Below are 14,251 nucleotides of genomic sequence, written 5' to 3' on the forward strand. Positions count from 1 at the left end.
CAATCGCCGCGCAGCACCTTCCGTCAGCTGCAATCATCTGGAGCACCGTCCATGCCTACCGGCGTCGGTGTCGATCGAGGCTCGAACCTGGAAAGCCATCGGTCCAACACAGTGCAACCCGTGGCGAGCATCGCGCGAAGCCCGATGCCGCGACGCTACTCCCGGCCGTCCTCGAGCGGGATGAGCATGGTGCGGAACGGACCGGCCACAGCGTGGAGGTCCCAGATACGATCGGCGACGCCATCAATGCCATTGGGCAGCTGCAGCTGTGGGATACCGCCAGGAATCACAAGTTGATTGACACGGATGCCCTCATCCTCAAGTGCATCGTGGAGCATCTCGCCGTAGGCGCTCTCGGCGGGGAAGGCCACCGATGTTCCGGCGTAGCCGGCCCGTGCCTTCACGGAGGTCCCGCCGTTGATCATGATGACGCTGCCGCTACCTGCCTCACGCATCGCCGGGAGCACCGCACGCACCGCGTGGATCAGCCCGAGGGCCGAGAACTGCAGCGCCTCTAACGCCAGCTCGGGCGTCATCTCAAGCACCGGCTTCAGGTAGTCGCGCGATGGGAGTGGGCTATATTGCAGCGCGGTGATGGGCCCGAGCTCTGCTGCGGCATTCGCAAGGGCAGTCTCAAGCGACGCCGGCGTGCGGACATCCGCAGCGTAAGCACTCGCGGTAAAGCCGGCGGCCGTGAGCTCGGCTGCCATGGCGTCTAGTTTCGACTGGTTTCTGGCGATCAGGGCAATTGAGAAGCCTTCGCGCCCGAATTTTCGCGCAACTGCTGCGCCGAGTCCCGGTCCGGCTCCGATGATGGCAATGACAGGCACGATGGTCTCCTTCGATTGATGCTGCTGTGACGACTATCGCGACGAGATTAAGTCTAAACGTTGAAGCGAAATCCACCACATTCCGTCAGGCACTGAAGCTGGAAACCCTCACGTGGCGCCCGTCTACCTGGCATCAGCGTCGAGCGCAGACCGAGCTCGGTCGACCATCCGTGCGAGCGACTTCTGCCAAGCCGGAAGATCAACGGACAGTGTCACCCAGGTCAGTTCGCGGTTGATCTGATCGTACTGATGGATGATGAAGTTTCGGTTGGCGACGGCCAGCGCCCACTCGACTCCATCGGGCGCGAGCACATCGAGCCTCGACATCCGTTTTGCGGCTTCACTGAGCTTCATCATCAGCGAGTCGCCTGCCTCCTGCCTCCTGCCTCCTGCCTCCTGCCTCCTGCAAGAGGTCATCAGCGAGATAGGCATCCTTGCCACGCTCGACAATCTCAGCGGCCCGATCGAGCCAGCCATCGATGTGCAACAGTTGTTTGGCCACCTCGCGACCCATCACAACAGCACCGCGTCACGCCGGATATCATCGTCGATCTTTGGTTTCAGACCGCCGTACGAAATGAGGTCGACTTCCCGGCCGAGGACCTTCTCGATCAGCTGTTTGAACCTGATGAACGCGAATGACGAAGTGCCTGGCGGCGCATCCACGAGAAGGTCAATGTCCAAATACTGGTGGGCCTCGCCACGGGCAACCGAGCCGAACACAGCCAGGCGCCGGTAGTCATATTCCGCCGCCAGGGCCTTCAGCACCGGAGCAGCCGCATCCCGCAACTCCTCGGGACCGATGCCCGCGAAGTCAGGGCTGTACCGGAGCTGCTGGCTGACCGCCGGCTGCGAGACACCCACTGCGTCACCTACCTGCTGATGACTCATCCCCGTGGCGAGCATCGCACGAAGCGAGAGAACGCGGCGCAGGCGAGCACCATCTTCGTCACGGCGCGCACGCGCATACTCCGTCACGAGCGAAATAAGGTAATCTTATGTTCGCAGCACTGCTACGTTCAGCGTCTTTTTGGCCGTGCGTGCACGGGTGTCGGGCACAAGCTGCGGCATTGTCGTGTTCGTCATGGCCATTTGTCTGCCTCCGTCCAATGCCAACCAATGGCCCATACAGGATCCTGATACGTTGAAGCGAAACTCCACCACGTTTCGTCACCGATCACCGCTAGAGAAGTGACTTTGCTCTCGCTGTACAGTCGAATTGAGAGTAATGCAGCAGATATTGTCCAACTTCCGACCGTCCACAAGCGGGATGAACATGGTGCACTGCTCACATCGCGTGGATTAGGCCGAGTGCCGAGAATTGCAGGGCCTCTAACGCCAGCACGGGAGTCAGCTCAAGCAACGGCTTCAAGTAGTCGCGCGCGAAAGGAGCGGGCTATCTTGCAGTGCGGTGATAAGCCTGCACGCCAATATTTCGTTCTCGGACGCATCGCCGCGCAAATGCACCTAACCGAAAAGAAAGCAGCGCGTGTCGGGTGACACCTAGCCCTACGTGGTCCCGAGTCGCTACGCGCTCTTACATCACATAGAACCGGTTGAGCGCCTGATAGCGAGCTAGACGTTGAAGCGGAATTCCACCGCATTCCGAAGTCGAATCACCGGCACCGCGAGCGTGAAGTGCGTTCCCAGTTCGCACACGGTTTAGTCGAGCCCCGTCGTGTTGTCTCGCACGGGGACATGTTGTCGGGTGGTTTGGGGTCCGCCCACTCGTCAAAATCATCCGAGGCAACGGATTCATTCGCCTGCGACCAAAGCCGCGTGGCGGGCTCATAGGTGTTCATGAACATTTCGCAATCGCAACAACACGCGCCCATTGCTGAGAGCCGCGCTAGCAGTTCCGTGGCGCGAGGGGCAACGCTATCTCGATATTGCGAAGCGAACCGGTGGGTGCCTTCGCACCCGAACTCGTCGACTAGGTGAGCCACGAAGCAGACGAGACATTCGCCGGCCGTGGGAGTCATGAGCGTCGAGGCGGCATCGTGAAGGATCCGCTCTGCCCGTTCGGTGATCGATATGCGTTCCATGTAGAAACCCTGCCACGAACCTCCGACATCGGAATTCGACCACGTTCCGACGGTGAGAAACATTTCATCGTTCACCACGCGCGTCCACGCAGATCGATCGTGCCGACGGGCCATGCGGCCAGCTCGGAGGCGACCGGCAGCACCATGAGTGGCTGCCCCTGCGCATCGTCGGCCGGTCGGCCGTCCCGCCCGATAGACCACTCGGCCGCGTAGACTCGACGCCACCCGCACGTTGTGTAGAACGGCACCACTTCTTCCCGGCATCCGAGGTAGCCGAAGCCGAAGCCCCCGGCATCCAGCATCGACTGCGCCGCGCTGGCCATGAGCCGATTCCCCAACCGCTGACCGCGCGCTCGCTCAGATACCAGCACTCCTCCGACGCCTGCGATGGTGACCTCGACATCACCCACCCCGATGACGCGACCGGCCCAGCCTACGTGTCCGACGATATCATCACCGGATCGACAGATCACGTGGCGATCGTGAGGAGCGTAGCCATACGGCTGATCCGGATCCCATGGTCCGAAATCATAGAAATACTCGTCGTTGAACAGCCGCGCCAGCTGGTCGAAGTCTCGCGCCCCCAACGCATTGTGCGCGGCTACCTCGATCGAGCGATCGGTCACGCGACCTTCAGCGGTGTGATCAATGCAACCTTGTCCCGCAGCGCCCGGCGCTCGCGACGCAGCTCGTAGTTGGACTGCAGGTTCATCCAGAACTCTTCCGATGTTCCGAAGTACCGCGCCAGGCGGATCGCCGTGTCGGCCGTGATGCCCCGCTTGCCGTGCACGATCTCATTGATCCGGCGCGGCGGCACCCCAATGCTGACCGCGAGCTTGTTCTGGGTGATCCCGAAAGCGTCGATAAAGTCCTCCATCAGGATCTCTCCCGGATGGATCGGCTCGATCCGGTCGTTTTCAGTGGTAATCGACGGGTTCGACATTGTCCGCTCCTCCTTCTCTCCAGTTGAAGCAGATGCGCCACTGGGCGTTCACCCGAATGCTGTACTGACCACGACGGTCACCGACCAGCCGCTCCAAACGATTCCCCGGAGGGATCCGAAGATCCTCGACATCCGTGGCCGCATTAACCAACTCGAGTTTCCGCAGGGTCGCTCGCTGCACCGTGCGGTCGACACCCTTGACGTACTGCTCATGCCAGATCTTTCCAGTGTCCTTGCCACCGAACGACCTGAGCACAAGATCAGTGTATAACGCAGCGCGTCAATAACGTTAGACGCTAAAGCGGAACTCCACCGGATTGCGTCACCAGGCAACGTGACGACAGAAATCGCTTACCAAGGCACAGCCATGGCCTCAGCGGCACGGTAGCCTTCAGCCACGGCCGGTGAAGCTGCGTCGATTTTGGGTCCACAGGGGGGCGGAACGAGAATGAGCGACATTACTCTGGCACGCGATCTGGTTCTGAATCGATCTACCACTCTTCCTATGCTGCAATTGTCCCTCCCGCTCATCGATACGAACGATCAGGCGCGGCGGTGGTCTCCTGTGACCTCACGATTCAACGACCGGCCCGGTGATTTTCGCCCGAGGCCGATCAGGCCTGTTGGCAGCGCCCGAGCCGGACTATTATGATCGCCATGATCAGTCGCATCGTCGCACGCACACTGTCCGCCGCCGCATTGGGTGCGCTCTTCCTTGCTTCAGGGATCCCCGCAGTCCACGCCGCACCGCAGCCACGGCCTGGTCATTTCGAGGATGTTATCGCGCTTCCCGACGGATTCCAGCCCGAGGGAATCGCGATCGGCCCGCGCGGCACTGCCTACGTCGGCTCACTCGCCGACGGCGACGTCTACGTCTTCGACGTGCGCACCGGCGAGGAGATCAGGACCCTCGAGGGCCCGGGCACTCCGTCGGTCGGCCTGAAGATCGACAACCGCGATCGGCTTTTCATCGCGGGCGGGCCCACCGGCGAGGCGCGGGTCGTGGATGCCGCCACGGGCGACCTCCTGCAGAGCTACGCTCTCACCGATGCGCCAACGTTCGTGAACGACGTCATTGTGACTCGCGACGCCGCATGGTTCACCGACAGCCAGCAAGCGCAGCTCTATAAGCTCCCCCTCGGACCGGGCGGCGCGCTCCCTGGGGCGGATGCGATCGAAGTCGTCTCTCTGTCGGGCAGCTGGATGCAGCAGCCGGGCTTCAACGCAAACGGCATCGCGGAGACCCCCAACCATCAAGCGCTTCTGGTCATCCAGTCATCCACGGGCATTCTGTTCCGCGTCGACCCCAAGACCGGCGTCGCCGCGGTCGTTGATCTGGGCGGGCTCCTGCTCCCCAACGGTGACGGGCTGCTCGTCGCCGGGCGCACCCTGTACGTCGTGCAGAATCAGTTGAACACCGTCGCCGTTATCCGCCTCAATGCAGCCGGGACCAGCGGCGAGCTCATCGACCGGTACACGGACCCCGACTTCCAAGTGCCCACGACTATCGCGAGGTTTGGCAACGGGCTCTACCTCCCGAACGCCCGCTTCGGCACGCCCCCGGCGCCCGACACTCCCTACTCGGTGGTGCGCATCGATCGGTGACCACCGCCTGCAGACGCACTTCCCCAGCGTTTAGGTCACGAACCCCGAGGTGGCGCCAGCGAACCATATGGCATTACGGTCGATCAACCTGAGGCGCCCCAAATCGCACCTCCCAGCGATGGCCGCCTGAGCCGCTTAAGTCAGGGGATGAGGCTGGCCCCCGCGACCCGGATCTGAACCGCCGGTGGCTCGATCAGCATCCATGTATGGGGCTGGACCTTGCTGGGATCGGTGTTCACTCGACTTATTCCCTACGCTTGCCCAAACCCGGCCCGGCGGGGCCGAGTTTTGGGCTCCCTGAATTACACATCCTTCCGGGTGCGCGCGAAGAACCCGATGAGCGGCTCTGCAAGTGCCTCGGGGTGCTTGAGCGGGGCGGCGTGCCCGGCGCCGGGAATCTTTTGGATTCGTGCGTTCGGGACGTGGTCAACCACGTGCTGTGCGCTGATATTGCTCAACCAGACCCGCGACCAGATCCAGCACGGTGCTACTGGTTATCCCGGTGCGGGGCTCCTCGCAACCCTCCGGTCAGCAGTCCGAACCGGTCAGACAACCCCGCCGCGATCTGTCTCGGCGTGAGTACCCGCACACGCGCCGCCGCCGGTGCTGAAGCAACCCGCGAGCCGGAGCGAACGCCCACGGCCTCAACGACGGCCGGCGCCACCCGGCCGGGTTCGCTCACCGTCTGCAGAACGACCCAACGGACCCCGTCGGTAAAGCGTGCCGCGACATCCCCGCTGACCACCATTGCCAGCCGCGTCTTTCCGCAACCACCCGAACCGGTCAACGTCACCACGCGGGTTTCCGCGAGCAGGTCCGCCACCTTGGCGCGGTCGCGGCCGCGGCCGATGAACGCCGCTACCCCCAACGGGAGCTCCGCTCTACGTCGGAATCGACTCGATCCCGGCCCGACCACGCGGGCCGACTGACCTCGTCCTCAGCGCGACGTCGATCGAATTCCGAGATGCATCCGGGACGGCGCAGTCCATCCACGTTCGCCTATTTCCCGCCGGACAAGCTGGTTTCCGCGCAGTCGCTGGCGCTGGGAAGCGCGCCGACCGAAAGCACGTGGGGCGAAGGCGACAAACACCGGGGAATCACTCACGCCTGGCGCGATTTCGCCCTGCTCAACTACGATCCTGTGGTGGGTGGGGAGACACTGAACTGCCCAAATTCCTCGTTCTCAGTGGCAGCGAGAGGGAATTCGGACCGCACGTATTCGGCCCGGCTAGACGCACCTGATCCGCTCGGGGCGATCACAGAATTCTGGGCCCCCTCGGCGGACTGGGGCGCCTAAAGCCTCAGCACGCTCTGAAAAGGTGACGCTGACCTAACTCCGGTGACGCCGTCAGTGCAAAGCGGCATCCGCAACGAGCGCGCATCGACTGCGACGGTTGCGGTCCAGTTCGGCTGTTGCGCCTGTTGAAGTCGACGGGAACTGTCGATCTAGACGCGACTCACCGCAGCCGACAGAGTCAGGGACTACGCGGGCGACGGTGCCTGCTAGACGTTAAACCGGAACTCCACCACATCGCCGTCCTGCATGACGTATTCCTTGCCCTCGATGCGCGCTTTGCCCTTGGAACGAGCCTCGGCGATCGAACCGGCGGCCATGAGGTCTTCAAAGGAAAAGATCTCCGCCTTGATGAAGCCCTTCTGGAAGTCGGTGTGGATGACGCCGGCGGCCTGCGGCGCGGTCCAGCCCTTGTGGATGGTCCAGGCGCGGCACTCTTTGGGGCCGGCCGTGAGGTAGGTCTGCAGGCCGAGTGTGTCGAAGCCGATGCGGGCGAGCTGGTCGAGGCCGCTCTCGGCCTGACCGGTCGAGGCAAGCATCTCGGCGGCGTCTTCAGCATCAAGTTCGCTCAGCTCACTCTCGAGCTTGGCGTCGAGGAAGACGGCGTTCGCGGGAGCGACGAGCGCGGCGAGGGTATCGAGCCTGGCCTGGTCCTGCAGCACGGCCTCATCGACGTTGAAGACATAGATGAAGGGCTTGGCGGTCAGCAGGCCAAGCTCGCGAATCGGCTCGATATCGAGCGTCGCCGAGGACAGCGGCTGGCCACCGTCGAGGATGGCTTGCGCCTTGAGCGCGGTCTCCAAAACGAGTGGCGCCAGCTTGCGGCCCTTGACCTCTTTCTCGAAGCGCAGCACGGCTTTCTCGAGGGTCTGCAGGTCGGCGAGGATCAGCTCGGTGTTGATGGTTTCCATATCGCCGGCCGGGTTGACTTTGCCGTCGACATGCACCACGTCGGGGTCTGCGAAGCCGCGGATAACCTGGGCGATGGCATCCGCTTCGCGAATGTTGGCGAGGAATTTATTGCCGAGGCCCTCCCCCTCGCTCGCACCACGAACGATGCCGGCGATGTCGACGAACGACACCGGTGCCGGGAGCAGGGCCTTGCTGCCATAAATGGTTGCCAGGTCGGCCAGGCGCGAATCCGGCAGGTTCACGATTCCAACGTTGGGCTCAATCGTTGCGAACGGGTAGTTCGCTGCGAGCACGTTGTTCTTGGTCAGGGCGTTGAAGAGGGTGGACTTACCCACATTGGGGAGTCCGACGATTGCAATAGTAAGAGCCACGAGAGATCATTCTACCGGCAGCGCGGGACGCGGGCTCTGTCGGTGGCCCGTGAGAGCATAAGGTGTGCTGAATTTTACCGCGATCGATTTCGAAACCGCCAACTCCTCTGGCGCCTCGGCGTGCTCCGTCGGAATGGTGAAAGTTCGTCACGGCGTCGTCGTCGATTCGGCCTACTGGCTCATTGCCCCGCCTCCCGGCCACGATGAATTCTCGGCGTGGAACACCCGTATCCACGGCATCACCGCAGCGGATGTCGTGGGTGCAGCCACCTGGGCCGAACAGCTTCCGCAGCTGGTCGCCTTCGTCGACGGCGACGATCTCGTGGCCCACAACGCTGGGTTCGACCTCGGCGTAATCAAGACTGCATCGCTCGTGACTGGCCAGCCGGTGCCCGACTTTCGTTATGTCTGCAGCCTGCAGGTGGCCCGCCGCACCTATCACCTGGAGTCGTATCGGCTGCCGGTGGCGGCCATGGCGGCCGGTTTTGAGGACTTCTCGCACCACAACGCGCTTGCCGATGCCGAGGCGTGCGCGGCCATCATGATTCACGCGGCTGGGCGCCACGAAGTTGACACGCTCGAGCAGCTCGCCCACGTGACCCGGGTCAAGGTCGGCGTAATCGGGCCAGTGGCCACCAGGGAGCACGCGTCGACGCACGGTCCGATGGCCCTCAGCTAGTCAGGACCAGCCAGCAATTCGCCTGATCCGAGTGTCCTTTCGGCGATGTCGGTGGGCACTGGCAGACTTCATGCATGGAGCCAATGCTGAGTTTGATTGTCGGTCTCGTCGTCGGTGCCGCGTTGGGCGCCCTGCTCGCGCTGGTGCTCCTGCAGCGGCGCGGCGCGGGCGCTACCGGCCACGGCCCGCTCGTTGACGATCCCGCTGTGCTTGAGGCCCGCCATCAGGTGGCCCTCGCCGAGGCTCGGGCCAGTGAGGCCACCGTTCGCGGCGCACTGCAGAGTGAGCTCTCGGCCGCCCTCGCCACCGTCGACGGCCTCTCCGCGCAGATTGAGCACGACCGAGCCACTGCGCGGGAGACCGGCGAACGGCAGCGTTCTGACCAACAACTGCAGTCCGAGCGAGAGAAACGCGAACACCTCGTACTCGAAGCCCTCAGCCCGGTGCGTGAGACCCTGCGCACCATGCAGGAGAAGGTCACCGAGCTTGAAACCCAGCGCAGCGAACAGTACGGATCACTCTCAGAGCAACTGAAACAAGCCCAGATTTCTGACCAACAACTACGGGTGACCACCGAATCCCTCGCGAGCGCGCTGCGCTCCAACAGCACCCGCGGTGTTTGGGGGGAGACCCAACTGCGGCGCGTGGTCGAAGCCGCCGGCCTGGCACAGTATGTGGATTTCAACACGCAGACCAACATCACCACCGATGCCGGGCTCGGCCGGCCCGACATGGTCGTGCGCCTGCCCGGAAACAAGTCGATTGCGATCGATGCCAAAGTTCCCCTCGAGCACTATATCGAGGCGAGTACCATTCCCTACACGGCCACCGGCGAGGAGGGCGCCCGCCGCAAGTTATTGATCGACAAGCACGTGAAAGCCGTGCGCGCGCACATCGACGCGCTCGCCAAGAAGACCTACTGGGAAGGTTTCGATGCCAGTCCGGAGTTCGTGATCGCGTTCATACCGAGCGAGTCCCTGCTATCGGCGGCGCTCGAAGCCGACCCGTCAATTTTGGATTACTCGTTCAGTAAACGGGTGGCCCTGGCGTCACCGGTGAATCTGTGGGCGGTGCTGAAGACGGTGGCCTTCACCTGGCAACAGCAGGCGGTGACCGATGAGGCGCAGAAACTTTTCGACCTCGGCAATGCCCTCTACCAACGGCTCGGTGCGCTATCGGGCCATGCCGAGTCGCTGCGCAAAGCGCTGGAGCGCACGGTGGACAGTTACAACAAGTTCGCTAACTCGCTCGAATCCCGAGTGCTCGTGACCGCCCGGCAATTTCCCGGGATCGACCAGACCAAGATCGGGCTGCTCACCGAGCCCACCATCATCCACGATTCCCCGCGCAAACTGACCGCGCCCGAGTTGGAGGCGCCAGCATCCGAACGTGTCACGCTGGAGCATCCACTTGAAGTGGACGGCGCTGAATTAAACGAGGCGAGGCACAGTGTGATCAACCGACGTCTCGCTGGTCTCAACGAATCTGATTCCGAGATACACGTGTAAGACGGCGCCCGTAGCGTCATACGCCGTACCGGTGACCAACGAAACTGCACGCCTCACTTCTGAGATCAGAGTCGAGGCGTGCAGTTTCGGTCAAGTTTTAGCGGTCAGTCGCGTGCCTACAGCCACTTCTCGGCGAGGTGCTCGGCGATGACGCGACGAGCCGTGCCCGACCGCGAGCGCAGCACGATGCTTTCGGTGCGGATCATCGGGCCCTTTCGACGCACGCCGTCGACGAGTCCGCCGTCGGTCACACCGGTCGCCACGAAGAACGTGTTGTCGCCGCTGACCATGTCGTCGATCTCCAGCAGCTTGTCGATGTCGAGCCCGGCTGCGACGCCACGGGCACGCTCAGCGTCATCTTTCGGGGCGAGACGTCCCTGCATGTAGCCGCCGAGTGCCTTGAGTGCGCAGGCCGTTGTGATGCCTTCCGGGCTTCCGCCGATCCCGACGCACATGTCGATGCGGGTCTCGTAACGGGCGGCATTGATTCCGCCAGCAACGTCGCCGTCGAGCATGAGACGTGTGCCTGCACCGGCACTGCGAATGGCATCGATCAAGCCAGCGTGGCGCGGACGGTCGAGCACGGCGATGGTCATTTCGCCGACAGGCTTTTTCATGGCCTGCGCCAGATCACGGATGTTGTCGGCGATCGACTGGTCGAGGCTGACGACGCCGCGACCGGCCGCACTGGTGACGATTTTGTCCATGTAGAAGATCGACGAGGCGTCGAGCATGGTGCCACGGTCCGACACCGCGATGACGGAGACCGCGTTCTGGCGGCCGGCGGCCGTAAGGCTCGTGCCGTCAATCGGGTCCACGGCGATATCGCAGGCGGGGCCACGGCCGTTGCCGACGTGCTCGCCGTTGAAAAGCATGGGGGCTTCGTCCTTTTCGCCCTCACCAATAACAATGAGGCCGTCGAAGTTGACGGTGCCCAGGAAGGCGCGCATGGCGTCAACGGCGGCCTTGTCGGCGGCGTTCTTGTCGCCGCGGCCAATGAAGGGCACGGCACGGATGGCGGCGGCCTCGGTGGCGCGCACGAGCTCCATAGCGAGGTTACGGTCGGGGTGTTGAAACAGAGTGGCGGTCTCGGTGCTGTTCAAAAGGTCCTCCCGGACGTAAGTTCGACTTCGATTACGACGGATGCGCGGCGGGTCGCGCGGATTGTCCGCCCGAGTCACCTTATCGCGAGGGACCACGCCGAGGCGGGCGTCGCTAGACTCGGGTCACACCCCCGCACATTTTCGAGGAGAAGCAATGCCTATCGCAACCCCCGACCAGTACGCCGCAATGCTCGACACAGCGAAGACCGGCGGGTTCGCCTATCCGGCGTTCAACGTGTCGTCGTCGCAAAGCATCAACGCCGTTCTCCAGGGCCTGACTGAAGCAGGTTCCGACGGCATCATTCAGGTCACGACAGGCGGAGCTGACTACTTCGCCGGGCACACCGTGAAGAATCGGGCCTCCGGTGCCCTCGCCTTCGCCCGCTTTGCGCACTCGGTCGCCGACAACTACCCGATCACCGTCGCACTGCACACCGATCACTGCCCGGAGGGCGCACTCGGCGACTTCGTCATCCCGCTCATCGAAGCCTCGGAGTCTGCGGTCGCCGATGGCGGCCACCCCATCTTCCAGTCGCACATGTGGGACGGTTCAGCCATCGCCCTCGACAAGAACCTTGGCATCGCCACCGACATTCTGAAGCGCACCCGCGCGATCAACGCCATTCTCGAAGTTGAGATCGGCGCCGTCGGCGGCGAAGAAGACGGCGTCCAGGCCGACGTGAACGAGAACCTCTACACGACCCTCGACGATGCGATCAAAATGGTCGAGGCCCTCGGCCTTGGCGAGCAGGGCCGCTACATGGCAGCGCTCACCTTCGGCAACGTGCACGGCGTCTATCAGCTTGGCAACGTGAAGCTGCGCCCGGAACTGCTCAAGGAGATCCAGACCGGCCTCTCCACCAAGTTCGGACTCGCTGCGCTACCCCTCGATTTGGTCTTCCACGGCGGCTCCGGCTCGACCGATGCCGAAATCGCCGAAGCCGTCGCCAACGGTGTCGTGAAGATGAACATCGACACCGACACCCAGTACGCCTTCACCCGCTCGATCGCCGATTACATGCTGAAGAACTACGACAGCGTGATCAAGGTTGACGGCGAAGTCGGCAACAAGAAAATTTACGACCCGCGCGCGTGGGGCAAGGTGGCCGAGTCGGCCATGGCCGCTCGCGTTGTCGATGCCACCCGCCAGCTCGGCTCAGCCGGGCACTCAAACAGTTAGAGCACGCAGTTAGAGCAATGTCAGAAAACCCGGACTCCGTTCCACCCCCCGCCAACGACCCACGCCCCCGGCCCCAGTACGGCGAACTCGCCCCTGAGGGCTGGACCTGGCAACCTCCGGTGGAAAAAGACCGGGTAGAGGCTGTTCCCGCCCCCGCTTTCGGGGCAGGAACAGCCCTGCCGCCGCAGGCGACCACCCCGCCTCTTCGGTCAGCGCCTGTACCGCGCACCGTGCCCGGCTGGGACCGCCCGTGGACCGTTGGGCTGTTGGCTTTCGGGCTTCTCGCCACTGTCTACGGCGTGTTCTCGCTGGGCGGATTCCCAATCGCAATGCAGGCTTTCTACACCGACCAGGGCTTGGGCACCTACGCCCCGTCGGCGTCCATCGGCGCTATCACGACGACCGGGGCTATTACGCTCGTGTTCGTCTGGCTGGCCGCGACCGCGGTATCCGTGCGGCTGCTCCTTCGGCGTCGACGTGCGTTCTTTGTGCCTATCATCGGTGGTGCCGTGTCGCTCGTGGTGCTGTTCGCTTTCACCATGGCTGCGTTGTTCATCGACCCGACCCTGATCGAGTTCCTCAGCCGTCAGTAGCTGAGGCGATCAAGCCGACTACTCGGCGGGGGCGGCGCGCCCGCCGAAAGCGCGCACATCCGTTTCGCCGGAGAGGTCCTTACGCAGTTCCTTGGGCAGCGAGAAGATGAGGTCTTCTTCGGCGGTCTTGACCTGCTCCACGTCGCTGTAGCCGGCGTCGGCGAGGGCCTCGAGCAGTTCGTCGACGAGTTCTTCGGGAACGGATGCCCCGCTCGTCACCCCGACAGTCGCCGCGTTGTCGAGCCACTCCTGCTTGACCTCGCTCGCGAAGTCGACGCGGTATGCAGCCTTGGCGCCGTATTCCAGGGCCACCTCGACCAGGCGCACCGAGTTGGACGAGTTGGCGGAACCGACCACAATCACCAGGTCGGAGTCGCGGGCGACCTTCTTGATGGCGACCTGACGGTTCTGGGTGGCGTAGCAAATGTCGTCGCTCGGCGGATCCTGCAGGTTGGGAAAACGCGCCCGCAGCCGGCGCACGGTCTCCATGGTCTCGTCGACGCTCAGCGTGGTCTGCGACAGCCAGACCACGCGGTCGGGGTCGCGCACGACGACCGTGTCGGCTTCCTCCGGGCTGCCGACGAGGGTGGTGTGCTCGGGGGCCTCACCGGCGGTGCCCTCGACCTCTTCATGGCCTTCGTGGCCGATCAGCAAAATCTGAAAGTCGTCGCGGGCGAAGCGCACGGCTTCGCGGTGCACTTTGGTCACGAGCGGGCAGGTGGCGTCGATGGCTTGCAGGCCGCGCTCGGCGGCGGCATTGACGACGGCCGGTGACACGCCGTGAGCGCTGAATACGATGTGCGCGCCGTGCGGCACCTCGTCAACCTCGTCGACGAAGATGGCGCCCAAATTTTCAAGCTCGGAGACCACGTGAATGTTGTGCACGATCTGCTTGCGCACGTAAACCGGGGCGCCGTAGTGTTCGAGCGCTTTCTCGACGGCGATGACCGCACGGTCGACTCCGGCGCAGTAGCCGCGTGGGGCAGCGAGCAGCACGCGTTTCTGTCCGACCACCGGGGTATCCTTAAGCCTGTTGCGGGCGCTGGGAATGCGCGGCATGCCCAGGCCGATAGCGGTCGGCTTACTTGTAGTGTGCGCGCTGGTGTTCACCGCCTCAGTCTACGCACGCACGACCGAAGAACTCTGGGAGGACCCGACTGTGCCCACAGCCACCACAACACCCAGGAC

General features: G+C 63.4%; 17 protein-coding genes. 5 read left to right on the forward strand and 12 right to left on the reverse strand.

What is annotated here, in order from left to right:
* Positions 1 to 155: 155 nt before the first annotated feature.
* The 7 genes from CXY70_RS14285 to CXY70_RS14315 all read right to left on the reverse strand — a co-directional run bounded on the left by CXY70_RS14285 (position 156) and on the right by CXY70_RS14315 (position 4,074).
* Positions 156 to 830, reverse strand: a complete 675-nt coding sequence (locus CXY70_RS14285; protein WP_104193008.1) for an SDR family oxidoreductase — start codon at positions 828 to 830, stop codon at positions 156 to 158.
* Positions 831 to 953: 123 nt separating this feature from the next.
* Positions 954 to 1,187 carry a DUF86 domain-containing protein gene (locus tag CXY70_RS17615; protein WP_158250988.1) on the reverse strand — a complete coding sequence of 78 codons (234 nt, stop codon included), beginning with the start codon at positions 1,185 to 1,187 and terminating at the stop codon, positions 954 to 956.
* Between the two features lie 156 nt (positions 1,188 to 1,343).
* The gene (locus CXY70_RS14295) at positions 1,344 to 1,808 is read right to left on the reverse strand and encodes a nucleotidyltransferase domain-containing protein (RefSeq protein WP_233205948.1); all 465 of its coding nucleotides are present in this window, start codon (positions 1,806 to 1,808) and stop codon (positions 1,344 to 1,346) included.
* 638 nt (positions 1,809 to 2,446) lie between these two features.
* Entirely contained in the window at positions 2,447 to 2,989 is a 543-nt protein-coding gene (locus CXY70_RS18705) for a DUF2695 domain-containing protein (RefSeq protein WP_104193011.1), read from the reverse strand.
* Positions 2,947 to 3,501, reverse strand: coding sequence for a GNAT family N-acetyltransferase (locus CXY70_RS14305; RefSeq protein WP_104193012.1), 555 nt, complete (start codon positions 3,499 to 3,501; stop codon positions 2,947 to 2,949). Before CXY70_RS14305 ends, CXY70_RS18705 begins: the two co-directional genes overlap by 43 nt.
* On the reverse strand, positions 3,498 to 3,818 hold the full coding sequence (locus CXY70_RS14310) for a HigA family addiction module antitoxin (RefSeq protein ID WP_104193013.1): 321 nt from the start codon (positions 3,816 to 3,818) through the stop codon (positions 3,498 to 3,500). The genes CXY70_RS14305 and CXY70_RS14310 overlap by 4 nt, the downstream gene beginning before the upstream one ends.
* Complete coding sequence (locus CXY70_RS14315; protein ID WP_104193014.1) at positions 3,793 to 4,074, reverse strand: type II toxin-antitoxin system RelE/ParE family toxin; 282 nt, start codon at positions 4,072 to 4,074, stop codon at positions 3,793 to 3,795. The genes CXY70_RS14310 and CXY70_RS14315 overlap by 26 nt, the downstream gene beginning before the upstream one ends.
* A 401-nt stretch (positions 4,075 to 4,475) precedes the next feature.
* Between CXY70_RS14315 and CXY70_RS14320 the strand changes: the two genes are divergently transcribed.
* Complete coding sequence (locus CXY70_RS14320) at positions 4,476 to 5,423, forward strand: SMP-30/gluconolactonase/LRE family protein (RefSeq protein WP_199183449.1); 948 nt, start codon at positions 4,476 to 4,478, stop codon at positions 5,421 to 5,423.
* 302 nt (positions 5,424 to 5,725) lie between these two features.
* On the opposite strand, the gene CXY70_RS18520 is transcribed toward CXY70_RS14320, so the two are convergent.
* The 3 genes from CXY70_RS18520 to ychF form a co-directional block, all read right to left on the reverse strand.
* Positions 5,726 to 5,857 (reverse strand): alpha/beta fold hydrolase, encoded by a 132-nt coding sequence (locus CXY70_RS18520; RefSeq protein WP_255412045.1) that lies wholly within the window; start codon positions 5,855 to 5,857, stop codon positions 5,726 to 5,728.
* A gap of 53 nt (positions 5,858 to 5,910) precedes the next feature.
* The gene (locus CXY70_RS14325) at positions 5,911 to 6,291 is read right to left on the reverse strand and encodes a hypothetical protein (protein WP_104193016.1); all 381 of its coding nucleotides are present in this window, start codon (positions 6,289 to 6,291) and stop codon (positions 5,911 to 5,913) included.
* Positions 6,292 to 6,926: 635 nt separating this feature from the next.
* Positions 6,927 to 8,000, reverse strand: coding sequence for a redox-regulated ATPase YchF (gene ychF / locus CXY70_RS14335; RefSeq protein ID WP_104128088.1), 1,074 nt, complete (start codon positions 7,998 to 8,000; stop codon positions 6,927 to 6,929).
* A gap of 64 nt (positions 8,001 to 8,064) precedes the next feature.
* On the opposite strand from ychF, the gene CXY70_RS14340 reads away from it, so the two are divergent.
* The gene (locus tag CXY70_RS14340; protein ID WP_104193018.1) at positions 8,065 to 8,679 is read left to right on the forward strand and encodes an exonuclease domain-containing protein; all 615 of its coding nucleotides are present in this window, start codon (positions 8,065 to 8,067) and stop codon (positions 8,677 to 8,679) included.
* A 74-nt stretch (positions 8,680 to 8,753) separates the two neighbouring features.
* Complete coding sequence (locus CXY70_RS14345; RefSeq protein ID WP_104193019.1) at positions 8,754 to 10,187, forward strand: DNA recombination protein RmuC; 1,434 nt, start codon at positions 8,754 to 8,756, stop codon at positions 10,185 to 10,187.
* Between the two features lie 116 nt (positions 10,188 to 10,303).
* Here the strand turns inward: CXY70_RS14345 and glpX are convergent, their stop codons facing one another.
* Positions 10,304 to 11,236, reverse strand: coding sequence for a class II fructose-bisphosphatase (gene glpX / locus CXY70_RS14350; protein WP_104193194.1), 933 nt, complete (start codon positions 11,234 to 11,236; stop codon positions 10,304 to 10,306).
* A gap of 208 nt (positions 11,237 to 11,444) precedes the next feature.
* On the opposite strand from glpX, the gene fbaA reads away from it, so the two are divergent.
* Both fbaA and CXY70_RS14360 read left to right on the forward strand, forming a co-directional pair.
* Positions 11,445 to 12,470 (forward strand): class II fructose-bisphosphate aldolase, encoded by a 1,026-nt coding sequence (fbaA, locus tag CXY70_RS14355; protein ID WP_104193020.1) that lies wholly within the window; start codon positions 11,445 to 11,447, stop codon positions 12,468 to 12,470.
* Positions 12,471 to 12,487: 17 nt separating this feature from the next.
* Positions 12,488 to 13,063, forward strand: a complete 576-nt coding sequence (locus tag CXY70_RS14360) for a DUF6264 family protein (protein ID WP_146066146.1) — start codon at positions 12,488 to 12,490, stop codon at positions 13,061 to 13,063.
* An 18-nt stretch (positions 13,064 to 13,081) separates the two neighbouring features.
* Here CXY70_RS14360 and CXY70_RS14365 read toward each other — a convergent pair whose 3' ends face one another.
* The gene (locus CXY70_RS14365) at positions 13,082 to 14,122 is read right to left on the reverse strand and encodes a 4-hydroxy-3-methylbut-2-enyl diphosphate reductase (RefSeq protein WP_104193195.1); all 1,041 of its coding nucleotides are present in this window, start codon (positions 14,120 to 14,122) and stop codon (positions 13,082 to 13,084) included.
* Between the last annotated feature and the right edge of the window lie 129 nt (positions 14,123 to 14,251).

This window comes from Cryobacterium sp. Y82, assembly GCF_002929495.1.
GTDB lineage: Bacteria > Actinomycetota > Actinomycetes > Actinomycetales > Microbacteriaceae > Cryobacterium > Cryobacterium serini.